At 48.4% G+C, this 24,593-nt stretch carries 22 protein-coding genes; 10 read left to right on the top strand and 12 right to left on the bottom strand.

Annotated features, from left to right (window positions below):
- Nucleotides 1–36: 36 nt before the first annotated feature.
- From ligA to IT233_05115, 3 genes are read right to left on the bottom strand one after another with little or no spacing between them, the layout of a single operon-like run.
- Complete coding sequence (gene ligA, locus IT233_05125; protein ID MCC7302003.1) at nucleotides 37–2,043, bottom strand: NAD-dependent DNA ligase LigA; 2,007 nt, start codon at nucleotides 2,041–2,043, stop codon at nucleotides 37–39.
- 19 nt (nucleotides 2,044–2,062) lie between these two features.
- Nucleotides 2,063–2,866: a peptide chain release factor N(5)-glutamine methyltransferase gene (gene prmC / locus IT233_05120; protein MCC7302002.1), complete on the bottom strand. Its 804-nt coding sequence runs from the start codon at nucleotides 2,864–2,866 to the stop codon at nucleotides 2,063–2,065.
- Entirely contained in the window at nucleotides 2,857–4,383 is a 1,527-nt protein-coding gene (locus tag IT233_05115) for a glycosyltransferase family 39 protein (protein MCC7302001.1), read from the bottom strand. Before IT233_05115 ends, prmC begins: the two co-directional genes overlap by 10 nt.
- Before the next feature lie 17 nt (nucleotides 4,384–4,400).
- Between IT233_05115 and ribD the strand changes: the two genes are divergently transcribed.
- The 3 genes from ribD to IT233_05100 all read left to right on the top strand — a co-directional run bounded on the left by ribD (nucleotide 4,401) and on the right by IT233_05100 (nucleotide 7,484).
- The gene (gene ribD, locus IT233_05110) at nucleotides 4,401–5,477 is read left to right on the top strand and encodes a bifunctional diaminohydroxyphosphoribosylaminopyrimidine deaminase/5-amino-6-(5-phosphoribosylamino)uracil reductase RibD (GenBank protein ID MCC7302000.1); all 1,077 of its coding nucleotides are present in this window, start codon (nucleotides 4,401–4,403) and stop codon (nucleotides 5,475–5,477) included.
- Complete coding sequence (locus IT233_05105) at nucleotides 5,474–6,343, top strand: DMT family transporter (GenBank protein MCC7301999.1); 870 nt, start codon at nucleotides 5,474–5,476, stop codon at nucleotides 6,341–6,343. Before ribD ends, IT233_05105 begins: the two co-directional genes overlap by 4 nt.
- Before the next feature lie 73 nt (nucleotides 6,344–6,416).
- Nucleotides 6,417–7,484, top strand: a complete 1,068-nt coding sequence (locus IT233_05100; protein ID MCC7301998.1) for a bifunctional methionine sulfoxide reductase B/A protein — start codon at nucleotides 6,417–6,419, stop codon at nucleotides 7,482–7,484.
- An 18-nt stretch (nucleotides 7,485–7,502) separates the two neighbouring features.
- Here the strand turns inward: IT233_05100 and IT233_05095 are convergent, their stop codons facing one another.
- Nucleotides 7,503–8,654 (bottom strand): GlmU family protein, encoded by a 1,152-nt coding sequence (locus IT233_05095; protein ID MCC7301997.1) that lies wholly within the window; start codon nucleotides 8,652–8,654, stop codon nucleotides 7,503–7,505.
- A gap of 105 nt (nucleotides 8,655–8,759) precedes the next feature.
- Nucleotides 8,760–9,014, bottom strand: coding sequence for a type B 50S ribosomal protein L31 (locus IT233_05090; GenBank protein MCC7301996.1), 255 nt, complete (start codon nucleotides 9,012–9,014; stop codon nucleotides 8,760–8,762).
- A gap of 233 nt (nucleotides 9,015–9,247) precedes the next feature.
- Between IT233_05090 and IT233_05085 the strand changes: the two genes are divergently transcribed.
- Together IT233_05085 and IT233_05080 are read left to right on the top strand one after the other, a co-directional pair.
- The gene (locus tag IT233_05085; protein MCC7301995.1) at nucleotides 9,248–10,057 is read left to right on the top strand and encodes an SDR family oxidoreductase; all 810 of its coding nucleotides are present in this window, start codon (nucleotides 9,248–9,250) and stop codon (nucleotides 10,055–10,057) included.
- On the top strand, nucleotides 9,945–11,123 hold the full coding sequence (locus IT233_05080) for a VOC family protein (GenBank protein MCC7301994.1): 1,179 nt from the start codon (nucleotides 9,945–9,947) through the stop codon (nucleotides 11,121–11,123). The genes IT233_05085 and IT233_05080 overlap by 113 nt, the downstream gene beginning before the upstream one ends.
- Here IT233_05080 and IT233_05075 read toward each other — a convergent pair whose 3' ends face one another.
- Both IT233_05075 and IT233_05070 read right to left on the bottom strand, forming a co-directional pair.
- Nucleotides 11,124–12,485, bottom strand: a complete 1,362-nt coding sequence (locus IT233_05075; GenBank protein ID MCC7301993.1) for a 1-acyl-sn-glycerol-3-phosphate acyltransferase — start codon at nucleotides 12,483–12,485, stop codon at nucleotides 11,124–11,126.
- A 34-nt stretch (nucleotides 12,486–12,519) separates the two neighbouring features.
- The gene (locus IT233_05070) at nucleotides 12,520–13,887 is read right to left on the bottom strand and encodes a hypothetical protein (GenBank protein MCC7301992.1); all 1,368 of its coding nucleotides are present in this window, start codon (nucleotides 13,885–13,887) and stop codon (nucleotides 12,520–12,522) included.
- 63 nt (nucleotides 13,888–13,950) lie between these two features.
- Here IT233_05070 and IT233_05065 point away from each other — a divergent pair, with 63 nt between their 5' ends.
- The 3 genes from IT233_05065 to IT233_05055 all read left to right on the top strand — a co-directional run bounded on the left by IT233_05065 (nucleotide 13,951) and on the right by IT233_05055 (nucleotide 16,339).
- On the top strand, nucleotides 13,951–15,366 hold the full coding sequence (locus IT233_05065; GenBank protein ID MCC7301991.1) for a hypothetical protein: 1,416 nt from the start codon (nucleotides 13,951–13,953) through the stop codon (nucleotides 15,364–15,366).
- 99 nt (nucleotides 15,367–15,465) lie between these two features.
- A complete protein-coding gene (locus IT233_05060) occupies nucleotides 15,466–16,023 on the top strand; it encodes a YqaE/Pmp3 family membrane protein (GenBank protein MCC7301990.1) in 558 nt (185 codons plus the stop codon).
- A gap of 37 nt (nucleotides 16,024–16,060) precedes the next feature.
- A complete protein-coding gene (locus IT233_05055) occupies nucleotides 16,061–16,339 on the top strand; it encodes a DUF2752 domain-containing protein (GenBank protein MCC7301989.1) in 279 nt (92 codons plus the stop codon).
- Here the strand turns inward: IT233_05055 and IT233_05050 are convergent.
- The 5 genes from IT233_05050 to IT233_05030 all read right to left on the bottom strand — a co-directional run bounded on the left by IT233_05050 (nucleotide 16,334) and on the right by IT233_05030 (nucleotide 22,338).
- Nucleotides 16,334–17,041, bottom strand: coding sequence for an alkaline phytoceramidase (locus tag IT233_05050; protein ID MCC7301988.1), 708 nt, complete (start codon nucleotides 17,039–17,041; stop codon nucleotides 16,334–16,336). The two genes, IT233_05055 and IT233_05050, sit on opposite strands and share 6 nt — an antisense overlap.
- A gap of 75 nt (nucleotides 17,042–17,116) precedes the next feature.
- Nucleotides 17,117–17,515 carry a hypothetical protein gene (locus tag IT233_05045; protein ID MCC7301987.1) on the bottom strand — a complete coding sequence of 133 codons (399 nt, stop codon included), beginning with the start codon at nucleotides 17,513–17,515 and terminating at the stop codon, nucleotides 17,117–17,119.
- A 70-nt stretch (nucleotides 17,516–17,585) separates the two neighbouring features.
- Nucleotides 17,586–18,611, bottom strand: a complete 1,026-nt coding sequence (locus IT233_05040; GenBank protein ID MCC7301986.1) for a PorP/SprF family type IX secretion system membrane protein — start codon at nucleotides 18,609–18,611, stop codon at nucleotides 17,586–17,588.
- 57 nt (nucleotides 18,612–18,668) lie between these two features.
- On the bottom strand, nucleotides 18,669–21,305 hold the full coding sequence (locus IT233_05035) for a gliding motility-associated C-terminal domain-containing protein (GenBank protein ID MCC7301985.1): 2,637 nt from the start codon (nucleotides 21,303–21,305) through the stop codon (nucleotides 18,669–18,671).
- A gap of 37 nt (nucleotides 21,306–21,342) precedes the next feature.
- Entirely contained in the window at nucleotides 21,343–22,338 is a 996-nt protein-coding gene (locus IT233_05030; protein ID MCC7301984.1) for an acyl-CoA reductase, read from the bottom strand.
- Between the two features lie 128 nt (nucleotides 22,339–22,466).
- On the opposite strand from IT233_05030, the gene IT233_05025 reads away from it, so the two are divergent.
- Both IT233_05025 and serC read left to right on the top strand, forming a co-directional pair.
- Complete coding sequence (locus tag IT233_05025; protein MCC7301983.1) at nucleotides 22,467–23,402, top strand: hypothetical protein; 936 nt, start codon at nucleotides 22,467–22,469, stop codon at nucleotides 23,400–23,402.
- Nucleotides 23,403–23,517: 115 nt separating this feature from the next.
- Complete coding sequence (serC, locus tag IT233_05020) at nucleotides 23,518–24,591, top strand: 3-phosphoserine/phosphohydroxythreonine transaminase (protein ID MCC7301982.1); 1,074 nt, start codon at nucleotides 23,518–23,520, stop codon at nucleotides 24,589–24,591.
- The last annotated feature ends 2 nt before the right edge of the window (nucleotides 24,592–24,593 follow it).

The raw sequence follows: 24,593 nt of genomic DNA, 5'->3' as shown, positions 1-24,593 counted from the left end.
TGATGCTTTCTTCGGCAAAACCCGTGAGATTAACCCTCAGCGTATCAGTTTCCGGAACTCCTCCTCCCCTATTACTTTCACTCCCAGCGATTCAGCTTTCCTCAGCTTTTCAGGCCCGGCTTCGTCACCTGCCAGCAGATAAGATGTCTTCTTTGAAACGGACCCGGTGGATTTTCCGCCATTCTTCTCAATTTCCGCTTTGATACCGTCGCGTGAGAAATTGGCGAATACCCCGCTCACCACGAAGGTCATTCCTGCCAGCTTGTCTGTTCGTCCCTTCAATACTTCGTCTGACAATTTGAAATTCAAACCATGTTTTTTTAAACGCCGGACCATTTCCAAATTATCCTTACTTGAAAAGTGATCCACCACACTCTTCGCAATCACTTCTCCGATATCGCCCACATCCAGTAACTGCATCTCATTCGCTATCATCAACGCATCAATTTCCCTGAAATGCCATGCCAGCTTTTTAGCGGTCGTTTCGCCAACATGTCGTATTCCCAGCGCAAACAAAACACGCTCAAAGGGGGCGGATCGGGATGCTTCAATGCCGTCCATAACATTTTGAGCGCTCTTCTCCTTAAAGCGTTCCAGTTTCAATATGTCATTCTTTTTCAGATCATAGATATCAGCCGCATTCTTCAAGAGTCCGGCTTCAAAAAACTGCAGAATCGTTTCGCTGCCTAAGGATTCAATATTCATAGCGCGACGATGCGTAAAATGCTCCATTTTTCCAACTATCTGCGGAGCGCAGCCGGTATCGTTTGGGCAAAAATGCTGCGCTTCGTCATCGCGCCTCACCAGAGTTGCACCGCACTCCGGACATTTGGAGATATAATGTGATTTGCGCGAGTCGGACGGGCGCTTTTTGAGATCGACCCCTACAATTTTGGGAATAATCTCTCCGCCTTTTTCTACGAATACCGTATCACCGATCCTCACATCCAGCTTCTCAATAATATCTGCGTTATGAAGCGAAGCCCGTTTCACAGTGGTTCCGGCCAGCTGCACCGGCTTTAAATTCGCAACGGGCGTGATCGCTCCTGTTCTTCCCACCTGGTAGGAAATACTCTCCAGCAGCGTGACAGCCTGCGCAGCCTTGAACTTATAGGCGATTGCCCAGCGCGGACTTTTTGCAGTAAAGCCTAACTGCTGCTGCTGCTTATATGAATTCACCTTGATCACCACGCCATCCGTATCGTAATCCAGTTCATGCCTGGCTTTGTCCCAGTACACCAGGTATTTCATAACCTCTTCCAGCGAACGACATATCTTCATGTGGGGGTTGATCCGAAAGCCCCATTCTTTCGATTTGAGCATATTCTTCACATGTTCATCGTACGGAAGATCTTCTCCCAGAAGGAAATAAAGAAAACAATCCAGTCTGCGCCTGGCAACTTCCGCGGAATCCTGTTGCTTCATGGTTCCTGCCGCTGCGTTGCGGGGATTGGCAAGTAATGCATCGCCTATTTCCTCCCTTTCCCTGTTGATTGCTTCAAATACCTTGCGCGGCATGTAAATCTCCCCTCGGATTTCGAATTCATCAGGGTATCCCCGGCCCTTTAAACGAAGCGGGATGCTCCGGATAGTCTTCACGTTTGCCGTTACATCATCACCCTTCTCGCCATCGCCCCGTGTAACAGCTCTGAGCAATTCACCCTGCGCGTAGGTAAGTCCGATCGCAAAACCATCGTACTTCAGCTCGCATACATATTCAGGTTTTTCGCTGAGAGATTTACGCACCCGTTCGTCAAAATCCCGCACATCATCTTCCGAGTAGCTGTTTGAAAGAGACAGCATAGGATATTTATGCTTCACCGTCTTAAATTCCCTGGTAACGGTTCCGCCTACACGCAAGGAAGGTGATTGCGGAGAAAGAAATTCGGGATATTTCTTCTCTAACAAGATGAGTTCTTCCATCATCTTGTCAAACTCAAAATCTGAAACAGAAGGCTCTGCCAGGACATAATACCTGTAATTATGCTCTTCCAGTTCCCCGGACAGCGCTGCAATGCGTTTTTTCGCCTGCTCTCTGGTCATGCCTTAAAAATAACGAATTTCACGGTGCATATGCGTGTATAAAGCGATCCTTTCCACTCAGATCCTTCCGTATGCTCACGCAGCGATATCCCTTCGTTTCAAAAAAGTCCTTAATCTCTGAAGTGTACTTCGCGTTACATTCCATCCATATTTGTCCGCCGCTTTTCAGCAGGATCAGACCATATGCTGCCAGGGCTCTGTAAAACTGAAGCGGGTCGTTTTCTGTGACAAACAGGGCAAGAGCAGGTTCATGATCGAGTACCAAATTCTCCATTTCCGCGGATTCTTCCATGGTGATATAGGGAGGATTCGACACTAAAACATCCAGTTCGCGGGGAAGAAATCCGGGGTCTTTCTGCAATATATCATGCAACCAGAATTCCACGTCAACTCTGTTGTCGGCTGCGTTTTTCACGGCCAGGCGTAACGCTGCGGAAGATACATCCGAGGCTACCACCTGCCATAGCGGACGTGCACGGGCCAGCGCAACAGAAATGCAGCCGCTGCCTGTTCCCATATCCAGTACCCGCATTACCGGCCCGGGATTCTCCTTCAGTATCAGACAGACCATTTCCTCCGTTTCGGGTCGAGGAATCAGCACCGAAGGATCCACCGCAATCCTGCAGTTCAGAAAATCAGTGTAGCCGGAGACATACTGCACCGGTTCACCGTTAAGCACTCTCCGGACAGCGTTCTCGAAAAGCTCCTGTTCCGTAAAATCCTGCTTCAATATCCGCAGAATGGCCTCTCCCTCACTCCGGCCATACAAGGCCGTCAGCTTCTTTCCGGCGGCCACCCGCTGCTCTTCGGATATTATTCCCATTTGATTTTGCAGATGACTATCTTTTCATTCTTGTTATAAGGATTCAAACGGTGAAGAATGTGGTCCATCAGGCTGGGTTCAATCGCTGTTACCGGCTCCAGCTTAAAGTAATTCTGCACAGAATCCATACGCTCCTGCACTCGCTCTTCAAACATGAACAGCATGTAATTAGGTCGCTCCTGCCTGGGTAAAAACATCAGCTGCTCATGAACCCAGGTCGCCGGAATATCAGACATGATGCGCCAGGAAGAATAGCCTTTCCCTGAATAAAAGTCCGGAAGCATGGTGATCTTAGAATGATTGCTGTCTTCAATGACATAGGAAACAAAATCCTCCTGTTTTCCAAGCCAGGACATTGTTTCCACCCGGCTGCGTTTGGAATACATCAAGGTTACCGGAATCAAGGCTAAAATGTTAAGACTCCAGAAAAATATCATAGAAATCCGTATGACTTTTTTCCATCCGGTTCCGTTCAGCTTACGTTCACACAGTAAGATCCAGCCACCGTATCCGGCGATCAGCAGAAAAGGAAGTACCGGCAAAATAAAACGTTCCTGTTTATTGGGGAACCAGGTATGAAACGCCAGAAAAATGAGCACCGGGACGGAAAGGAGCAATGCCCTCCTGAATCCCGCCACAAAACCGGAAAGTATAAATACACTGAAAGGCGGCAGGAGCATACCGGCCAGCACCACAAGGTACATATACCACTCCCTCACGAAATAATCGGTGGCTCCGGCCGACTGATTATAGGTAGTATACTCCCAGAATTCCGCAAACGGAACCCCCCAGATGATGTAATCCACCAGTCCCTGGGTAATAAGCACCGTAGCGGCAAGTGCAAGGGACCAGGCCATTGTTCTTAAAAAAGGAACTGTAAAAAGGAGAACGAGGCCTGTTCCCGCTGTAAATAGCACGGTTTGATAGCGAATGGAGAAAGCCATTCCGAAAAAGAATCCCGACAACAGCACCCATTTCCATTTCAGAGATTCTACGCGTAAAAGAAACCATGTACCTCCGAGCAGAAAAGGGATACAAACCATTTCAACCAGATTGCGCACCGAAAGAAACGGCATGAAATAAAACAATGCGAGCAGTAAACCGGTCGTCCGGGCCACGGGCATCCCATACAGGCGCTCCGCAATGCGGTATCCATAATATACTACAAGCAAAGAGAAGAGGGCGTGAATGAGCCGGATAAAAACCATTTGCCACTGCGGATCAGTTATTCCTGCGGTTTCGAGGAAACTGAATATACCAAACATGATTCCGCTGTATGTAAAGCTATGCCCTGAAGGCTTGAATGCGCCCTGATGCGAAGAGGGCAGCCAGTTATTATAATCCTGCCCGTGTACCCATGAATGCGGAGGCTCTATTGTCAGGAAATGATCATCATGCCATCCGTAACCCCGGGAGAACAGGGCGGCGATGATCCGTATGCTCAACGCAGCGTACAAAACAAGCTGCAAGGGGCGATGTTCCCAACTTCTACTGAAATGCTGAAATATCCTGTTCATGCGGTGTTGGTAAAATTATGAATTGCGGGGGCACAATTAGAATAAATTTGAAAGCCGTGGACGAGATTTGGATGAAACGTTGCCTGGAACTGGCCGCAAACGGGCTGGGGTGCGTAGCTCCCAATCCTATGGTTGGTGCTGTTCTGGTCAGGGACGGGGAAGTAGTGGGGGAAGGTTTTCATCGTGAATTCGGTGGCCCTCACGCCGAAGTAGAGGCAATTCAAACAGCAGGAAAGGGAGTGGATCTCAGCACCTGCACACTTTATGTTTCTCTGGAACCATGTTGTCATCAGGGCAAAACCCCACCCTGCACGGACCTCATACTCTCCAAAAAAATAAAAAAAGTGGTTGTAGGAACCACCGATCCGAACCCGCTTGTTGCCGGCCAGGGGCTCGAACAACTCCGCAGGTCGGGCATAGATGTCATCAGCGGGGTACTGGAAAATGAGTGCCGGGAGCTGAACCGCCGCTATTTCACCTTTTTGAACAAACAACGCCCGTATGTGATACTCAAATGGGCCAGGAGTGCTGACGGTTACATTGACCGGAAACGGTCCATGGCAGAAGTGGGAAACCAGGAACGTATTACCTGTAATGAATCGAACATCACCGTTCACCGCTGGCGCTCGGAAGAGCAGGCTATAATGGTGGGGACCACAACAGCGCTCATGGACAATCCCAGTTTGTCCGTCAGACATGTTAAGGGCCGTAATCCTTTGCGGGTGGTGGTAGACAAAGACCTGAGAATCCCTGACCATTACCGCGTATTCGACAAAACACAAAAAACAATTGTTTTCACTGCGTCCTCTCATCACTCCGAGCCTAATATTGATTTTGTGCAGGTGGATTTCCTGGAAGAAGTTATTCCAAGGATACTAGGGGAATTATATAAACTGAACATTCAATCCATCATTGTAGAGGGAGGCAGGGAACTGGTGAATAGTTTCATTCAGGGAAACAATTGGGATGAAGCACGGGTGTTCACGGCACCCCTGAAACTGGGAAGCGGAGTGAAAGGCCCATCCCTGCCTGTTCCTCCGGCCGGACAACATAAATCCGGACTCGACCACTTGCATATCTACCGGTCGGAATGATCTGGCTGCTGATTAGTATTTTCTGCAATGCCATGATGTTCGTGGTATTACGGTCCTTCAGTCATTTCGGTGTCCGTTCCCTACCAGCCCTTGTGATCAATTACTTCACCGCAGGGATCTGTACTTTCTTCTTCCCGGGAACCATAACTGTACTGCTGAATGCGCCCGAACAGCCCTGGTTCACGGCCGCGCTCGGAACAGGAGCGGTCTTCATATCCGTATTCATACTGGTTACCCGGACTGCAAACACGCTGGGGATCGCCACCGCGAGCGTTGCGAACAAGATGTCCTTTATCCTGCCGGTGCTAATCGGAGTTTTTTTCTTTAACGAAGAGTTATTCATCAGCCGGGTGATTGCCTTTCTTCTAGCCATGGCTGCCGTTGTTTTAGTTTCGATAAAACGGCCGGAAACATTTCCCTCCGGGTCAGCCGGAAAAGTTTCCTTCCCTCTTCTGCTCGGACTGGTGGTTTTTGTGGGATCCGGACTGGTGGACGCCATCATCAGTTATATGCAGCAGACCTTTTTCATGGAAGGAGGATTTATTCCGTATGTGGGCCTTAGCTTTCTTTCCGCGGGAACCATCGGCGCTGTCGCTTTGCTGATACGCAGGGAAGAACCCTCGCTGAAAGAGATCAGAGCCGGTATTCTGCTGGGAATTCCTAATGTAGCTTCCATCGTATGCATGATGGCAGCAATAGGCGAAAAGCTGGTGGACAGCGGTGTACTTTTCGCTGTCTGCAATATGGGAGTGGTAATCCTGTCAACACTCAGTTCAATCGTGTTCTTCCGTGAACGACTATCAGCACTTAACTGGGCAGGGCTGGCGCTGGGGGTGATAGCCATAGCCATATCGGCCGCGCGTTAAATAATCTTAACGGGTTAATAAAGCACTCCCGCTTTTCGTTAATTTCGTAATGCAAACCCTGAACATGACCCTCATGCGGTTTCCGACCCGCCTCCTTTTGTTTCTCTCCGGATTATGTACCCTCATCGCATGTTCACAAACACCCGTAAACGAAATGAAATCCAAACAAGCCACCGGCGCGGATTCCTCCTTTGAGATCCGCCGCACAGAAGAAGAATGGAAGAAATCGCTGAGCCCTGAACAATATTACATACTAAGGGAAAAAGGCACGGAACGTCCCTACTCCGGGAAATTTCTGATGCACCGGGAAGAAGGCCATTATAGTTGCGCTGCCTGCGGAAATATTCTTTTTGCGTCCAGCGCTAAATTCGAGTCGCATTGCGGATGGCCCAGCTTTGACGCACAGGTTAACAGTAGAGCCATTGTGATGCAAAAGGACAGCAGTCACGGCATGCTCCGGGAAGAGATCCTGTGCGGGAAATGCGGCAGTCATATCGGACACATCTTCGATGACGGGCCCACCGCGACCGGAAAAAGGTACTGCGCCAATTCGGTGTCACTGGGATTTGAATCTGCATCAGATAAGCACCTTTCCGGCATGGGCAGTACGGACACACTTGTGCTGGGTGGCGGATGTTTCTGGTGTATAGAAGCCATTTACCGGGAACTGAAAGGAGTGCTCAGCGTGGAGTCCGGATACTGCGGAGGAACAACAGAAAATCCTACTTATAAGGAGGTATGCACAGGAACCACCGGCCATGCCGAGGTTGCCCGGATTGTTTTCGATCCTTTCAAAATCAACGCAGCGGATATCCTCAAAGTTTTCTTTACCGTACATGATCCAACAACGCTGAACCGGCAGGGAGCTGATGTGGGTACGCAATACCGTTCGGTAATATTTTACAGGAATGAGGATCAGAAAAAACTGGCACAGGAAATTATCGCAGGGCTCACAAAGGAAAAAGCTTACGATGGTCCTGTTATTACAGAGCTGTCACAACTTGGAAAGTTTTACAAAGCCGAGGACTATCATCAGAATTATTACAGCAGCAACAAGGAGCAGCCTTATTGTAAAATGACCATTCCGCCGAAAATGGAAAAACTGGAAAAAGTATTTGGAAATCTGTTGAAGAAGGATTGATGAAAAGTAGGCGCCGGTTCAGGCATCCGGGCGATCCAGACTGAAAACATGTTCCAGTATGTCCCTCTCGGCACCAGTCAGCCGGAGTCCGCGGCGTTCCATTACACGATCCGCAGTTTCAAATGCGTCCTTTAATTTGTAGGTGGTAATCCCGGCGGCACCACCCCATCCGAAGGAAGGAAAATAATTGCGGGGAAATCCGGAGCCGAATACATTGGCGAACACTCCCACCACGGTGCCTGTGTTGAACATGGTATTAATACCGCACTTGCTGTGATCACCCATCATTAACCCGCAAAAAATCGTTCCGGTACCTTCAAAGCGCCTGGTAATGTAGTTCCAAAGTTTCACCTCCGCGTAGTTGTTCTTGAGATTAGAATTATTAGAATCGGCACCAATATTCACCCACTCACCGAGAACAGAATTGCCCAGAAAGCCATCGTGCGCCTTATTGGAATAACCGAAGATGACGGAGTTATTGACTTCTCCCCCGACTTTGCAGTGCGGTCCGACGGTGGTTGCCCCGTAAATTTTTGCCCCCATCTTAAGGGCAGAATGCGCTCCCAGCGAGAAGGGACCTCTTACCATGGAACCCTCCATTATTTCAGAATCTTTTGCAAGATAAACAGGTCCGGTTCCGGCATTCAGCACCGCACATTCCACACGGGCGCCTTCCTCAAGAAAAATATTCTCAGCGCCAATTACCTTGTTGGTACCACTCAGCGGAGCAGATTTCCTTCCGCCGGTGATCAATTCGAAATCTGCCCTCAGCGCCATATCATTTTTCAGAAAGATATCCCACGGACGGGTAATACGGAAGAGCTCTCCTGTATATGGCTGCGGCTCCTTTACCGCTTTCCCGCCAAACGATGCAATGACCAGTTCATTCTGCACCAACGACTTTCCGGGCGGTAAGGATTTTATCGCCTGAACCAAGCCGGCATCCGGGAGCACCGAGCCGTTAATCCAAAGAGAGGAGGGATTGTTTCCGGATGGAAACTTTGCCGATAAATAATCCTCTGTATCAGTAGCCGAAGATACACCCAGTATCTTTTCCCATTTTTCGCGAATAGTTAGTATACCAATCCGGATGTCGGCTACCGGCCGTGTGAAGGTGAATGGCAGCAAATTTCCGCGCGTGTGGTCGTCGAAGAGAACGATCGTCTTCATCAGGCTATTATCGTGTGATCCTTCAATGCAGGAATGTGGTCTAATAAAAAACCCCCAACCGGGGATTCGCTGAGGGTTTTTCTTCTGTCTTGAGCCAGAAGTAAATTATTTTTTGTTCTTCTCGTAGCGCGAGCGGAATTTATCCACGCGCCCTGCGGTATCTACCAGCTTCATCTTACCGGTATAGAAAGGATGCGACATGTGAGAGATATCCAGTTTCACCAGCGGATATTCCTTTCCGTCTTCCCAGGTGATGGTATCTTTCGTTTCTGCAGTTGATTTTGTGAGAAACGCATAATCATTGGAAATATCCTTGAACACAACAAATCTGTAGTTCTCCGGATGCAGGCCTTTCTTCATGACATTCAGTGTTTTAAGGGACGCGAAGATAATCATTTTCCGGACAATTCAATGGCACAAGCTAAAAATAAATATTCTATGATACTGTATTTCAGTTGATTATCCTGTTTGTCGCACGTCAAAAGCCCCCCTTCCGGCCCGGTACTACAGCAGGTGGGAGCGAGTTTCGTAAGTAAATACCGCAAAGCCTGAGGCACTCAGTACCTTTTAGGTTTTCCGTTATATTTACCCGCATGCAAGAATTATCAGGAAAGGTGGTTTGGGTTACGGGGGCCTCGTCAGGTATTGGCGCTGCACTGGTACATGAACTGGCGGCAGCAGGCGCGAAAGTAATATTATCGGCACGGCAGGAGAAGGAACTTGAAAAAATCAGGATGGCCGCAGGATTAGGAGACGACCGATCGATGATCTGTTCATTTTCACTGGACGATATTGCCTCCTTCGGGAACCATGTTTCGGAAGTGATTGCAAAATTCGGACGCGTGGATGTGCTGATCAATAACGGCGGGATCAGTCAGCGCAGCAAGGCGGCGGAGACCGATCCGCAGGTAGAACGACAGATTATGGAAGTGAATTATTTCGGAACGGTGTCACTTACACGTGCGGTGCTGCCCCATATGATACAAAACAAATCAGGGCAGATTGTGGTAATCAGCAGCATCGCCGGCAAGTTCGGGTTTTTCCTCCGCTCCAGTTACTCAGCATCCAAGCATGCCTTGCACGGCTATTTTGAATCGCTGCGGCTGGAACTGAAAAGCCGGCATATTCATGTTATGCTGGTTTGCCCCGGCCGGATCCGAACCGCCATTTCCCAGCATGCACTTACCGCTACAGGAAAATCAGGCAATGTAATGGAGGAAGAACATGTGAAGGGGATGAGTGCAGAAGCATGCGCCCATCAGATCATTCGCGGCATCCGGTGCAGGAGAGATGAAATATTCATCGGCGGATCGGAACTTCGCGCGGTATGGATCAAGCGGTTCTTCCCCGCATTGTTTCAAAAACTTATTTTCAAACAAAAACCCAAAGGCTTTGACTTCTGAATCCAATGACCGCTATCTGATTGCAGGCATACAACAGATCGGACTCGGTGTTCCCGATACCCCGGCTGCTTTCGCTTTCTACCGCAAACTTTTCGGAGCGGATATACCGGTGATCAATGAATCCGCCGAGGCCAAGCTCATGCTTCCCTATACCGGAGGAAAGCCTCACCGCCGACACGCCATCCTTGCGATCAACATCAATGGCGGCGGAGGCTTTGAAATCTGGCAGTATATCAGCCGCAAACCGGTTCCGCCTTCTTTTGAAGTCCGGATGGGGGATTTGGGTTTCAATCTCGTTAAAATAAAATGCATGGATGTGCATGGCTTCCACCGGTCACTGGCCGGGGGAAATGCGGAGGTGATGGACAGCCCTTCGAATGATCCTGCAGGTCAGCCGCGATTTCATATCCGGGATCCATGGGGAACTATTTTTGAGATAACCGGTTCTGCCGACTGGTTCAGCCGCAAACGGAAGCTGACAGGAGGCACCTGCGGTTCCATTATCGGTGTTAGCGACATGGAAAAATCTATGCGTTTTTATTCAGAAATTCTGGGATACGATAAGGTGATCTATGATACCACCGGAGTATTCGCGGATCTGGCAGCTTTACCAGGCGGAACAAATAAATTTAGAAGGGTACTGATCGGGCACAGCAAACCACGGGAAGGAGCATTTTCCCGCTTACTGGGAAGCAGCACGATTGAGCTGATCCGGGTGTTGGATCGTGAGCCCCGTAAGATTTACGAGAATCGCTGGTGGGGCGACCAGGGCATTATTCATCTGAGCTTTGACATAGCCAACATGGAAGCACTTCGGCGAAAATGCGAGCAAATGGGCTCACCATTTACTGTGGACAGCGGTGCAGGCTTCGAGATGGGATCTACCGCGGGGCATTTCAGTTACATCGAAGATCCCGACGGAACTCTTATTGAGTTTGTGGAAACCAAGAAGCTCCCCATACTAAAAGCACTTGGCTGGAATCTGGACCTGCGCAAACGTGACCGCACAAAACCACTACCGGACTGGATGCTTAAAACGCTTTCGTTTAGCCGGGTGAAGGACTGATCAGTTCCGGCCCGGTATCTGCACGTTCCTGTATGCATTAATGAGTGAGGCAATGCGACCTGTTATCTTCTCTCGCAGACCCCGGATGCGTTCAGCTTCGGCGTGCTTACTCCGGAGCAAACGGCGCAACTTCCAAGCGCTGGAGATACTTCTCCAGGCATTCAGGAAGGGTGCCATCGTCAGGAGGGAGATTGGAGCCGCCACAACATACAGCAGTGACCAGATATAATGTGGGGCTAAGACTGCGATCAATGTGATACCAATGGCATAATAAGCAAACCAAAAGAGCATGCCCATCATGGCATGTACCGAAGCGTGGAATTCTATCTTGCGTACCTTCTTCTTTGCTCTCCGATAGGCGAAATCGAATACCATCCCACCCGAAAACCATCCGAACAGAAAGAACGGAAGAGACAAAACCAGCAACAGGGAACAGAACAACAGATGCGAAACGGAAGGATTTTCCTGATGGCTTCCGGACATCCAGTGCCGGTTAATATTTCCTTTATTCAAGCCCTCCGCCATTTCCCTTGTTTCTTCCGCAAGCGCACTCACCATTTCCGGATCCGATACAAATCCGTGATTCAGCGCTCCGGAAAATTCCATTAACCCACGGTATTCTCCATACATACCTCTCTCCCACTTTCCCTTATTCACCGGATGCCCCGAAACCCTGCTGATCAATCGCTGATAAACGGGATAGAGTGTTTCCTCTTCCACACATATAGTAATGGCCTTCATCGCCTTTTCAAGATCTGCAGTGAACTGGCGAAGGGTGTCCGCCTTATTCTCCTTATACCGTGCGGTATAATCTTCCAGGCTCAGGGGGTTCCCGACCACTATGAGCAATTTACTTCCAAAACGGGCAGGTTCCCAGTAATTCAATCCCACCGGATAGATCAGCACATTCCTGCGTAGTGCAGATTCTTCATAAACTCCAAACACAATGCGGGCCAATCCTTTCTTGAGCTTTCTCACCTTCGGCACCTGCTCACAAACTGCTTCAGGAAAAATCAATAATGCTTCGCCGCGCAGAAGACGTTGCTTACTTTCTTCAAAGGTGGCATCATTTTTCTTCAGGTCCGCGTATCCCTCCTGAATTCTATAAATAGGAGAAATGTTCATGCTTTCCAGCGCCCATCTCCCGAAGGCTGAGGTTCGGAAAACATCTCCCCGTGCGAAAAACCTCACCTTTCTTCTAATCCATGTTGCAATAATGGTCGGATCAATAAACGCATTCACATGATTAGGCGCCAGAACAACAGGAACTCCGGTAGCAATTTCAGCCTCATACCGTATTTCAACTTTGTAATAGGTTCTGTAAAAAAGCTGATAAAGAATTTTCAGAACATAATAGAGCATATTTCCGTCTTGTATCTGATATACCTTTTTGCTTTTACAAACCGGGGTCCTCTGCCGCTGATTCATTTTCTGTACCGGAATACCAGAGGTACATCCCGGCAGCGAGCAACCCAAGCAGGAGCAAATATACGAGTCCCGTTGTTCCTGAAGGCTGCCCCGTGATCATACTTAATACATCATTGCCGTTCCATGCCCCTTGCTTCACTGCGGGCCAGAGAATCTGCACCACGGGGTTTCTTTCCTCCGTTGGAAGGGAATAAGCATGAGTCATCTTCGCCATAAGGCTCATCAGGATTCCAGCGAAAGAGAAAGAGGCCGCCCAGGGAAACCAGGTCCTTTGAGACAGGAGCGGAAGGGCCCTGACCATCAGAAGAACAGCAATGGGAAAAAGGAGCCTGGGTCCATAGGTCCATCCGCCATGCCATCCAAAATAACCGGCAATAAATAGAAAGAAAATTAGAGAAGCCGGCACTACGTACTCTGCTCTCAGGCGTTGTAATATATTCCCCCGGCGCAGGGCTGACAAACCCGCGGCAAGAAAAATGATCAGCACAGGAGCGTAAAAAAACAAACCGCGGTAGGGGCTGAAACTGAGTCCCCATAAAGAATCCAGGGAGGGCAATGCAAAGCCGTAATCCTGGTGAAGCTCCTGGAAGGTATGGTATTTATAAAGCATCTCGAACGGAGAGCCGGTAAAAATGTAATTATAAAACATGAGAAAAAGTAATGGCGGGAGACTACCCAATAAAAAACGTGCGGTAATTCGCCATGATTTCTTCTTCAGATAGAGGTGCACAAGCCAGACCGGGATAAAAAGCAGCAGTGTATACTCGCAGAGAAAAGCGGCACCGGTAAATGCACCTGCCCGAACATATTGGTCCTCTTCCATGTCCAGCCACGCATGGAGAATAAAGAGCGCAGAGAGCATGTGGGCAAAGAAAGTACCAGCCATTATAAAGATAAAAGATCCAAAAAAAGAAAGCATTAGGAGAACAATACCTCTTGAAAGTTTCGTTTTCTTTCGTTTCATATATCGGAGTCCGCCCAGCAGTATCAGCGCAAACGGAAGCGAGCCGCAGATAAAATTCCCCAGATAATATACCTCGGGGCCAAAAAAGGATCCATTATGATCTGTAACCAGCCCGGTCCACTTCATCACGGCGAAAAATGGAATAGTCAGGAGTGCCGGAAGAGGGGCTTTATCGCTGTAATAATGCCCGTTAACGAAGCTTTTATCCTTGGTTTTTTCATGGTAGCGGTCAATGCAGAAAGTTCCGGACTCCACCACGCTCAGGACGGTAAGCGCCCTGCTGGTGGTATTGGCATTCGTGATCCACCGGTCAGTAAACCAGCACGACACGATCAGCACGGAAACGAAGAATATGCCGCTTTTACGATCCATCCTGTTAAATTACAAAATCCAATAAACCGGAGGTTTTCCCGTTCTTAGTATCTTTAAAAATTCATGTTCCGTAACCTGACCTTCCCCGCCCTTCTTCTGCTCCTGGCAGCATCCAGCTCCTGCCGGAAGGATCAGCTGCTAACCGACGCGGCGGCAAAGCTGGAAATGAGTACGGATTCTATTCTTTACGATACTGTGTTTACCAGCATAGGTTCCACCACCCGATCGTTTCTGGTGTATAACCGCCATGAACAGCCAATGAACATCAGCAGGATATGGCTGGAATCAGGCCAGGCATCCGATTTCCGATTCAATATTGACGGGTTTCCCGGACCTGTGGTAAATGATGTGGAGATACCCGCCAAAGACAGCCTTTGGGTATTTGTGGAAGTAACCGTTGATCCGAACAGTCAAAATTCCCCGCTGATCATCACCGATAAACTACTCTTTGAGACCAACGGAAACATCCAGCAGGTAGTTTTGGAGGCATGGGGGCAGGATGCGCATTATTTTAACGGCCAGGTGCTATGCAATCAGACATGGAATAACGACAAACCCTATCTGATCTATAATTCCATTCTGGTAGATTCCTTATGCTCCTTAACGATCAATGCCGGTTGCAGGATCCACTTTCATAAGGGTTCTGCCCTGCTGGTCCAGGGAACACTCATCGTAAACGGAACACGATCGAATCCGGCCGTTTTTCAGGGAGACCGCCTGGAACCCTTTTATGCGGAAGTCGCTGATCAGTGGTTTGGAATCTGGTTGCTGAACGGCAGTAGAGACAATATAGTAGACGGTGCCGTGATCAAGAATGCGTATATAGGAATCCGGTCTGATACCATGAATTATTCGGTCAATCCCACCCTATTGCTAAAAAATTCCATTCTGAAAAATCACGCTGCGGCCGCGCTTTACGGCGTAGGTTCAAAGGTTCGTGCATACAACTGCACATTTGGAAACTGCGGTCAATATGCAGCCGCTCTTGCGATCGGAGGTGACTACTCCTTTTATCATTGCACATTTGCAAACTACTGGAACCTGGACAACCGTCAGACACCGGCTCTGATCATTAATAATTATTATGAATCATCCGACCAGAATATCATCACCCGCCCGCTGGATTCCTGCAATTTCTACAATTGCATCATCTATGGTGACCTGGCCAACGAGATTGAGCTGGATCAAAGCACGAACACCTCCGTCAACTACCGTTACAAATTTCATTACTGCGTATTAAAAACAGAGTTGCCAGTGACCGGCCCTTACTTTATTTCTCCGGTCGTAAACCAGGATCCGGCATTTCTGGACAGCCTGAACGGAGATTATAAATTAAGGCCGCTATCCTCCGCTATCAACAAAGGCGACATGAATGTTATAAGCACTTTTTTTCCCGGCGAGTTGAATCTCGACCTGAAGGGGAACTCAAGGATCACCGATGGTCCACCTGATTGCGGAGCCTACGAATACAACCAATAGATGCTTTTTCTTCAAAAAAAACAGCTAAATCCTGTCGGCCATCATTTTGTTTAACATAGAATAATTCCTATCATTGAACAAAATCTAAAACCCCTCCACATGAAAATCTTATCAAGAAATTTTCTTCCGCTCCTCGTTGTTGCCATTGCAGTAACAGCATGTACGTTTGAAAAACGTCAGTATATGAGCGGCTATCACGTTGATTTTAAGCACAAGACAGTTGCTCAAACGGCACAAACCGGCCCCGAGAAGATTCAACCGCTGAAAACTACCACGCCGTCCGTTGATAAGGTGGAGCAAGTTGTAACCCTGTCCACTCCGGTGTATGCCGCACCGCCGGATGCAAACACCATCACTCCCAAAAAACCGGTAGTAAATAAATCCGGTGTTACTTCTACCACCACCGAATCATCGGATAACAACACACTGGTCAGAAGTACCAAGGTGGAAAGCAAGCAGGAAAGGAAATCCGGCAAAAAAAACAGCAGCGGACCTGACAAGGGATTGTTGATCGTTCTTGCTATCCTGATACCCTGGCTGGCCGTGGGACTTGTGACCGACTGGGAAGTGAAGCCGGTGGTGATCAATCTGCTGTTGTGTCTGACCTGTATCGGCGGTATCATTCACGCTATCATTGTTGTCAACGACAGGGCTTAGTTTACGAAGGACGGGTATCCTGTTCATTCTCTGCGGGATGATTGCATTGCCGGTGTGGCTGATGCTGTCTCCCGCAGATTATTTTGATTATGGCGAGTCCGTATGTCCCTCGGTGCTTCTATTCGACAGAGAGTGCCCCGGATGCGGGATGACGCGTGCGACACAGCATTTGCTGCATTTCGAATTCTCCGAGGCAATGGATTTCAACAGGCTAAGTATCTTTTTGATCCCGGTACTGGCGCTGCTTTACGCCAACATTTTCAGAAAATTAGTGATGCGTATAATCAAACAGGGGAAGAAGTCCGGGTCTTTATAATCTGTGTGATAATCTCACCATATAGTACAAACTGACACCGCTTAGGATATGTTTCAGCGTATGACCGCTCCATAATTTCAAAAGACTGAAAATTTCCTTATCGAAATGTTCTGTAACCTTTGCCAGTAGATAGCAGATCAGTATCCAGCTGACGCCCAAAACAACCGGTCGCCCTGGTTTTGACCAGTAAAGAATAAGCGGAAGAGAGATCATCGGAAAAAACTGCACAAGCACATACGGGCGCAAATCTCCATGACCCTGCACTTCCGATAAATACCAGTAAATAACACTCAGAATCCCCACCGGTACAAGAATAAAAAAAAGCATCCGTCCCAGCTTCTCTGAAAGCAGGCTGAAAACCATGAGAGAGAAAAAAGACATAAACACCAGGGTCATTGGCAGGCGATCCCAAACAAGTGTTGCGTTACCGGGAGTATGATGATAATACGCTGATCCTAGTCCGGTAAGCAACATGCCGGCAATCAGGACCCATTTCATGGCATTGCTCAGGCCTGTCATTTTTTTCCAGCAAAACAAAGCGTAAACACCTGCCAGAAAGATCACGGCATTGCTGATCACATCCCAAAAATTAGGAATTCCAAAATATGTTCTTGTATCCGCGAACTGGTGGTAGGAAGTGTCTTGCGGAATGGGACCATACACCACCAGTCCGGCAGTGATAACCAGGGCAAGAATAAGCAAAACTCGGCCGTATTTACTCATAAAAAATCTCCCGGCCTTTTAAGCCTGGGAAGGAAAAACAAGCAGAAACCGGTATCACCCCTTGGGAGTGAGTGTCAGCGTTTCTCCTGTTCTGAAAAGGTCCAGCTTCGTTGCATCTGAAGATTTTACTTCCCACTCACGGGTCGTACTTCCGCAAACTGTCGTGATTTTTTTCTTGGCAGGGTTATAGGACCAGGTGCCGGAACACTCTACACCGTTCCATATTTCAGTGTACTTCCCATCATTGAAAAAATAAATACGGTCGCCGCCTTTGTGAAGTTGCTTCACATCGTTCTTAAGGTGTTTGGCGAATGCCATCATTTTACCGTAATGAAAAGACAGCGGATCTGCATCCGTGGTGTTTGTCTGTGGTGCAGGTACTACTTCGTTGTTTTGAGAAAATAACGCTGTACCTGTGAAGAGTATACAAACAAGGAAAATAACTTTTTTCATCAGTGAGAGGTTTTGGGTTTGACCGGTCTTTCGGTATAATATTAACTGATATTCAAAAACAATGCCATAATTAATGCCTGCTGCTGTTTTTCCAAAGATAGGAGAAAGGATCTCTGTATCTGAGAGCTACTTCCAGTCCTCCTCTGCCAAATGTAGCATTGGTAAGCTCCGAAACATTCACATCGTAGGACAGACCGACTGTAAATGAATCATATTCATACATCGCATTGATCACTACCGCATCCATCAGGCGGTGATGTAAACCGAGATAAACAGAAGTTCCTTTTTCATATCCGGTTACTTTAGAATTTTCCTTCACCTGGTATTTTACATCCAGTCCGAAATTGAGTTCAGTCTGAGGCCCCTGCATAAAGAAGAGAACAGAGGGCTGCAGTGCGAGCCGGGAATTTTTAATTCCTTTCGACATCCAGAAATGTCCAACATACTTGGAATAAAGCACATCGCCAGATCCGCCAAATGCATTGACCATGGGAAGGATATGAAAGTAGGCAACACCGGCATCTATATGCACATGATCATTCGATGTCATATACATATCGCCTTTTCTCAACGTCCAGAATATTCCTGCTCCCAGATCCTGCTGCATGAAGGCATTACCCCCCGGTTCTCCGCTGGGATTCGATGCAGCGTAACTGCCGTTCACATACTGAGACTCCCACTTCAGTGCTCCGAATGAGGCGCTCCGTTGTGCAAATCCATAATAGGCGCCCGCACTCAGCATACTTCTTTCACTCAGGCGAAGATGATAGGCAGCATTTAGATTTCCCTGCAGGGTACTCATGGATGCATCCCCGGCCTTATCGTTGTAAAAAAATATCCCAAGTCCGAAAAAACCTTTTTTCTTTTCCTTTTTATGACCTATTGCCACATCCAGAGAGGCAGAATAGGTCCGGTAAGGATAGCCCACGCTGCCCCATTGCGACTTGTAATTCACACTCGCCTGAATCCCTGTGAGCCCGCCGGCTGATGCCGGATTCAGCTGAAGTGGTGTCAGGGTAAATTGCGAGAAATGTATGTCCTGGGCAGAGGCCGCCCCAAACAGAAGTAGTGCCGCAATGTAATAGAGGTGTTTCATGTTTAGGTTATCCGTTATATTCAATTTTATATTTTGATCATTCCTTCATTGATCCGTTTATCTGACCAGCGTAACATTCCCCTTTAGCTTTTCATCCTTGCCGTTTAACTGCCGGTAGTGGAAATAATACACAAAAACAGCGGCGTCCAGCGGAGCACCACGAAATGTACCATCCCACTTTTTCCCAGGATCATCTGATTCAAAAATCTTCTCACCCCAACGGTCATATACCGCCAGCCACATACTTTCGAAACAGGGTATGATGGGATAAAATTCGTCATTCTTGCCGTCACCGTCGGGACTGAATCCAGTAGGAAGAAAAACTTCCGGACAATTCTGGTCCACGAAAACCGTCATGCAGGAATCATCGGTACATCCATTCGCATCGGTAACTGTTACGCAATAGGTTGTTGTTACTGTAGGTGATGCGGTAGGATTCGGGCAGGCGGTACAACTCAATCCGGTTGCCGGTGACCAGGTATAGCTTGTTCCTCCGCCCACTGGCAGCACCGTACTTCCTCCAATAGGAATCGTAACGTCTGGTCCCGTGGTGGCCGTGGGCATTGGATTTACTGTAATACTTTGTGAGGTAGTGTCTGTTCCATTCGCGTTGGATACGATCAGTGTCACCAGGTAAGTTCCTGCCGCTGTCCAGCATACCTGTCCGGGATTCTGCTGGGTTGAAGTTGCCGGCGTTCCGCCCTGGAAAGTCCATGACCAGGAAGTAGGACTATTGGTGCTGTTATCAGAAAAGGTAATACATCCCGGCATACAAACAGCAGTAGCGGAAGCGGTGATGGCTGCTACCGGAGGTGCACAGGGGTTCACTGTGATGGGAACCGCAGCAGTGTTGGTACAACCGTTGGCATCAGTTACGGTAACAGTGTAAGTAGTACTGGCTGTTGGCGAGGCAGTAGGATTAGCACAAGTGGTGCAGGAAAGCCCTGTGCCAGGTGCCCAGGCATAAGTCTGACCACCGGTAACGGTGAGACCTATATTATTTCCTGCGCAGATTGTTGCAGACGGAGGAGTAACCGATACCGTAGGGAGAGGATTCACCGTGACGGTAACAGTAGCACTTGAAGTGCAGTTACCAGCACCCGTTCCTATTACGGTATACGTTGTGGTAGCGGTAGGATTGGCCAGGGGATTTGCGCAAGTGGTGCATGAAAGACCGGTAGCGGGGCTCCACAACCAGGCATTCGCTCCTGAAGCAGTGAGTGGAGCATTGCCACCCTGGCAAAAGGCCGGCGCAGGAGGCGATACACTAACCGTGGGAAGCGGATTCACAGTGACCGTTACGGTGGCTGTCACAGTCGGACAGGTTCCGCCGGAAACCGCCACTGTGTAGGTGGTGGTGGTAGTTGGAGTAGCATAAGTGTTTTGACACGTGCCGCAGGAAACAGAAGCGGTTGGCGTCCAGGAATAATTGGTTCCGCCGCCTCCGCTCAGCAACGTAGAATCCCCAAAGCATATGCTTGAAGGATTTGCAGACGCGGTACCCACAAGACTTGGCGTGACGGTTACCGTGACGGTAGTGGTTGAAGTGCAGTTACCGGGACCAGTGCCCGTTACGGTATAGGTAGTGGTAGTAGTAACATTCGTGGTTGGGTTTGCACACGTTGTACAGGAAAGTCCGGTAGCCGGCGACCAATTGTAGCTCGTTGCTCCCGACGCAGTGAGCGAAGCATTACCTCCCGTACAATACGTGGGATTAGAGGGCGAAACGGTAATGGTAGGGATGGGATTAACGGTAATCACCTGCGTGGTGGAATTACTTCCGTTCGCATTGGTGGCAGTAAGCGTAACCGTATATGATCCGGCCGTGTTGTAGCAAACATTATTGGGATTCTGGGAATTTGAACTGGCGGGTGTGCCTCCGGGAAACAACCAGGACCATGCCGTGGGTGTGTTGGTGCTGTTATCCGTAAAATTAATGCAGGAACCTGCACAGATAGTGTTGTTTGAGGTAGTAAAAGCTGCTACGGGTGGGGATCCGCTGACAACAGAAAGGGTAATATCATCAATGGCCGTCGAAGGATCCGTTCCCACACCGTCATCGTTGTTCGTCCAACGGAAGCCAATCTTCACATTCGGGTTATTATTTGCAGAAACCGGCAGATTAATAACCGGTACAGCTGCCCAGCGACCCTGGCCGCCCACACAATTTGTCAGCGTTTTCCCCGGATCGGTGAGTTGCGACCACGATACGCCGTCGTAATACCAGACCGTCATATTGTCCGTGCTGGCCTGTCCGCCTTCGAGATACAGAAAATTCAGCTGGATATTAGTATATCCGGTGCAGTTAATCACCGGTGATTCCACCCGTTTATCGGCCGCCACACAAAAAAGCACACCGCAAAAGCCGCCGGCATTGTAAGCCGCTCCCGGATCAGTAGGAGTCCAGCCGTCGTTGGCACCAATGTGCAGCGTTCGGTTCAACAAAGCCGGATTACTCAGGCAGCCATCTCCGCAATTGTTCAAACCCATACCGGCTTCGCAGGAACTTACATACCATTCATTCGACTCCGGATCATTGATAAAATTGGTTTGTGTCCATGTTCCATTGGTGGTAACAAGACCATTTGCTGCAGTACCCTGTGTGCATCCATTACCAAAAGTTTCCGTCCAGAATATCTGGGCCCGGATCAGTCCGGCTGAGCAAAGAAGAAGTACAAGAACGAAACGTCTCATAGATGAGAATTTGAGGAATAAATATAAGCAAATTAACTTAAACTGCAGCCAGAAAACGGAGCGTGTCTTCACCGTCAGCATAGTTCCACGGTGCCGGGCGTTGGGCGGACCCGAATGGTATATTACGACCTAAAACGTTTACGGATCCTACGATACACTGAATAGATTCTTCCAACATACGCAGTTTATCCTCCAGGGAAGCGATGTTCCGGTACCTTTCATAATAGAGTACAGCAGGCGGCGAATGCAGCCCTGCATCCTCCTTGAGGAGGAGAAAATTGTTATCCAGTATGGAGGAACTGTTCATAAGATACAGGGCACGGTAGTAATCATAATTATTTCCGTATTTCTTATTGAGCAGAACATCCCGAAAAGGATACATCGCTTCAAAAAACCGATTAAGATCATACTCTTCAGGTATGTAAAGTTTCGTTACGTTCCTGCATCCAAGTCCGTAATATGAAAAGATATCATTCCCCAGTGCTGCAAGATCCCTTCCGGACTCATTTCCATCCAGCACAGCCACGGAAGTACGGTTACGTCGAAAAAGATGAGGGTACTTACCAAAATAATATTCGAAATATCTTGCACTGTTGTTGCTGCCTGTAGCGATAACCGCATCGAATCCGGTCATTTTCCCTTCCACCAGCAGGATACGCTTCCGCAGCGCCGGGTCGGCGTTTTCCAGCAGGTCAAGAACGGCCGGAAGCAACACGGCATCGGCAGACGACATTTTTACCATTGCCCTGTGACCAGACACCAGCACACAAAGAATATCGTGAAATCCAACCAGTGGAATATTTCCCGCCAGAATAACAGCAATCGTTTTGGGCACAGCCACCGGAAAAGTGTAAGGCTTCAGCCATTTTTCCATTGTACCTGGCTCCAGCATTTCAGCGATCGCAGCAATTGCCCGCTTGATTTCGGTGGAGGTGAACCAACCATTGGATGCATAGGCGTTCGTGAGGAGCGCTTCCCCCGGAAAATCTGCTTGCCGCAATTGGGCTCCCCATACCGAAAGCGCTTCCTGCATGCTGCGAATTTACTTCATTTGAAGGCAGAACGCTCCGTCTGGAAGCATTCTTTCTGCCGGACCTCTGCCTCTGGCGGCAGAGACATTCTCCCTAAAAAAAACAATAAATCCCGAAACTCCCCGTAACTTTGGCATTCTCCTTGCGTATTGTCCCCATGCGAAGTACGGCTTTTTGTCTTTCATTGTTGTTATTGCTTTCCGCCCGGGGGCAGGATCTGCGTACGCTGGAAGACAGCATGGCCGTGGTCGTAAGAGCATCACTTCGTGCGAACGATGATGCAGAAAAGCTCATCCTCAACGCACGCCTTACGGATCTTGTGGAACGTGCACTTCAGGATCCGAAAAGCGCGGAATTCGCATTCGATTCGCTCAGGAAATTCAGAATGCTTGTTATTTCTCCCGACCACGAACTGAGGATTTATAACTGGGCGGTTCAGTTGGATGACAAAACGTTCCGGTACTACGGATATCTTCAACATTACAATTCGAAGAAAAAGCACTGGGATGTATTTGAACTAACGGATAAGTCAGATGAAATCCGTAATCCCGAACAGCAAACCCTGGATGCAAAAAAATGGTATGGCGCTTTCTACAGCACCATCATTGTCACAAAAGTAAAAAAGAAAAAAATTTACACTTTGCTGGGATGGGATGGGAACGATCGTATTACGCAGAAAAAACTGATAGAAACATTACTATTCACCTCCGGGGGGCTTCCGCTTTTCGGGGAAGCGGTTATCGAAACTGAAAAGGAGATTAATCCTTACAAGAAGATCAGAGTGTATAACAAACGGCAGATTTTTGAATACAAGCAGGGAGTGTATATGACTCTGAAGTGGCATGAAAAGGAAAGCATGATCGTCTATGATGTGCTCGGTCCGACCGATTCTTCCAGAAAAGGAGTGTTCAGCGACTATGGACCCACCCTTGCCATTGACGGCTTTACCTGGGAAAAGGGTAAGTGGAAAATGCTGCGTGATCCGGATGTTCGAAATGAGAAAACGGGAAAGGAAGGAGACCACAATATGCCCGACAGCAGCCCGAATCCCAATGCTCCAAAATAACTTTATAACAAGCTGTTTTTGAGCCACTTGCTGTTTTCAGATTTCCTCTTTTATCCCGGTTAAGAATCCCTATTCTTACTAATTTCGGTTTGAATTTTAACACACGATTAACCTTATGAGCAAAGTGCACAATTTCAGCGCAGGTCCGGGCATCCTACCTGCGGAGGTGCTGAAACAGGCAGCGGAGGCCTGCCTAAATTTTGATCATCTCCGCCTTTCCTTGTTGGAAATTTCACACCGGAGTAAAAATTACGAGAAGGTAATGGACGAAGCCCGCCAGTTGGTAAAGGAGTTATTGCTACTGGACGATAATTATGAGGTGTTATTCCTGGGAGGAGGTGCGAGTATGCAATTCGCCATGGTTCCCTATAATCTACTCCGGACGGACGGAACGGCCGGTTATCTGAACACCGGAGTATGGGCAGGTAAGGCAATCAAAGAAGCCAAATTAATTGGCAATGTGAAAGTACTGGCTTCCTCTGAGGATAAACAATTTTCCTACATTCCCAAGACGTACGGTATTCCCGGCGACATTGATTATTTTCACATCACTTCCAATAATACGATCTACGGTACCCAAATGCGAAAATTTCCGATCAGCAGGGTTCCGGTTGTTTGTGATATGTCATCGGACATATTCAGCCGGAAGGTAGACGGAAAACAATTTGCCCTGATCTACGCCGGAGCACAAAAGAATATGGGGCCGGCAGGGGCCACCATGGTAGCATTAGATAAGCGCGTCCTTGGGAAGACCGGCCGAAAGATGCTTAGTATGATGGATTACCAGGTGCATATTAAAAGCGGGTCGATGTACAATACTCCGCCGGTGTTTCCGATCTATGTTAGCTTACTCACTCTTCAATGGCTTAAGAAAAACGGAGGCATAGAGTGGATCGAAAGCCTGAACAATGAGAAAGCGCGGGTGCTGTATGATGAGATTGACAGAAACAATTTATTCCGCGGCACCACAGAGCGCGAAGACCGGTCGAATATGAACGTGACTTTCATTATGAATGATCCGAGTAAAGAGCCGGAGTTTGACAAGATGTGGAAGGACGCAGGGATCAGCGGATTACGCGGGCACCGGGATGTGGGTGGATACAGAGCATCACTTTACAATGCCCTGCCACTGGAAAGTGTAAAAGCACTCGTGGCAGTGATGCAGGAATTTGAAAAGAAATTCAGTTAAAA

The sequence above is a fragment of the Bacteroidia bacterium genome, assembly GCA_020852255.1.
Classification (GTDB): Bacteria; Bacteroidota; Bacteroidia; order JADZBD01; family JADZBD01; genus JADZBD01.
The sequence above is the reverse complement of the archived record's forward strand: the minus strand, read 5'-3'. Positions and strand labels throughout refer to the sequence as shown.

Bases quoted from the DNA above. Each gene is read 5' to 3' on its own strand.
- IT233_05075 (MCC7301993.1), bottom strand. From the start codon at position 12,485: ATGCTCTATTATGTTCTGAAAATTCTTTATCAGCTTTTTTACAGAACC.
- IT233_05030 (MCC7301984.1), bottom strand. From the start codon at position 22,338: ATGCAGGAAGCGCTTTCGGTATGGGGAGCCCAATTGCGGCAAGCAGAT.
- IT233_05100 (MCC7301998.1), top strand. From the start codon at position 6,417: ATGCGGTTTCCGACCCGCCTCCTTTTGTTTCTCTCCGGATTATGTACC.
- IT233_05035 (MCC7301985.1), bottom strand. From the start codon at position 21,305: ATGAGACGTTTCGTTCTTGTACTTCTTCTTTGCTCAGCCGGACTGATC.
- prmC (MCC7302002.1), bottom strand. From the start codon at position 2,866: ATGGGAATAATATCCGAAGAGCAGCGGGTGGCCGCCGGAAAGAAGCTG.
- IT233_05085 (MCC7301995.1), top strand. From the start codon at position 9,248: ATGCAAGAATTATCAGGAAAGGTGGTTTGGGTTACGGGGGCCTCGTCA.
- IT233_05065 (MCC7301991.1), top strand. From the start codon at position 13,951: ATGTTCCGTAACCTGACCTTCCCCGCCCTTCTTCTGCTCCTGGCAGCA.
- IT233_05060 (MCC7301990.1), top strand. From the start codon at position 15,466: ATGAAAATCTTATCAAGAAATTTTCTTCCGCTCCTCGTTGTTGCCATT.
- IT233_05045 (MCC7301987.1), bottom strand. From the start codon at position 17,515: ATGAAAAAAGTTATTTTCCTTGTTTGTATACTCTTCACAGGTACAGCG.
- IT233_05080 (MCC7301994.1), top strand. From the start codon at position 9,945: ATGAAATATTCATCGGCGGATCGGAACTTCGCGCGGTATGGATCAAGC.
- IT233_05095 (MCC7301997.1), bottom strand. From the start codon at position 8,654: ATGAAGACGATCGTTCTCTTCGACGACCACACGCGCGGAAATTTGCTG.
- IT233_05040 (MCC7301986.1), bottom strand. From the start codon at position 18,611: ATGAAACACCTCTATTACATTGCGGCACTACTTCTGTTTGGGGCGGCC.
- IT233_05115 (MCC7302001.1), bottom strand. From the start codon at position 4,383: ATGAACAGGATATTTCAGCATTTCAGTAGAAGTTGGGAACATCGCCCC.
- serC (MCC7301982.1), top strand. From the start codon at position 23,518: ATGAGCAAAGTGCACAATTTCAGCGCAGGTCCGGGCATCCTACCTGCG.
- ribD (MCC7302000.1), top strand. From the start codon at position 4,401: ATGAATTGCGGGGGCACAATTAGAATAAATTTGAAAGCCGTGGACGAG.
- ligA (MCC7302003.1), bottom strand. From the start codon at position 2,043: ATGACCAGAGAGCAGGCGAAAAAACGCATTGCAGCGCTGTCCGGGGAA.
- IT233_05070 (MCC7301992.1), bottom strand. From the start codon at position 13,887: ATGGATCGTAAAAGCGGCATATTCTTCGTTTCCGTGCTGATCGTGTCG.
- IT233_05105 (MCC7301999.1), top strand. From the start codon at position 5,474: ATGATCTGGCTGCTGATTAGTATTTTCTGCAATGCCATGATGTTCGTG.
- IT233_05090 (MCC7301996.1), bottom strand. From the start codon at position 9,014: ATGAAGAAAGGCCTGCATCCGGAGAACTACAGATTTGTTGTGTTCAAG.
- IT233_05055 (MCC7301989.1), top strand. From the start codon at position 16,061: ATGATTGCATTGCCGGTGTGGCTGATGCTGTCTCCCGCAGATTATTTT.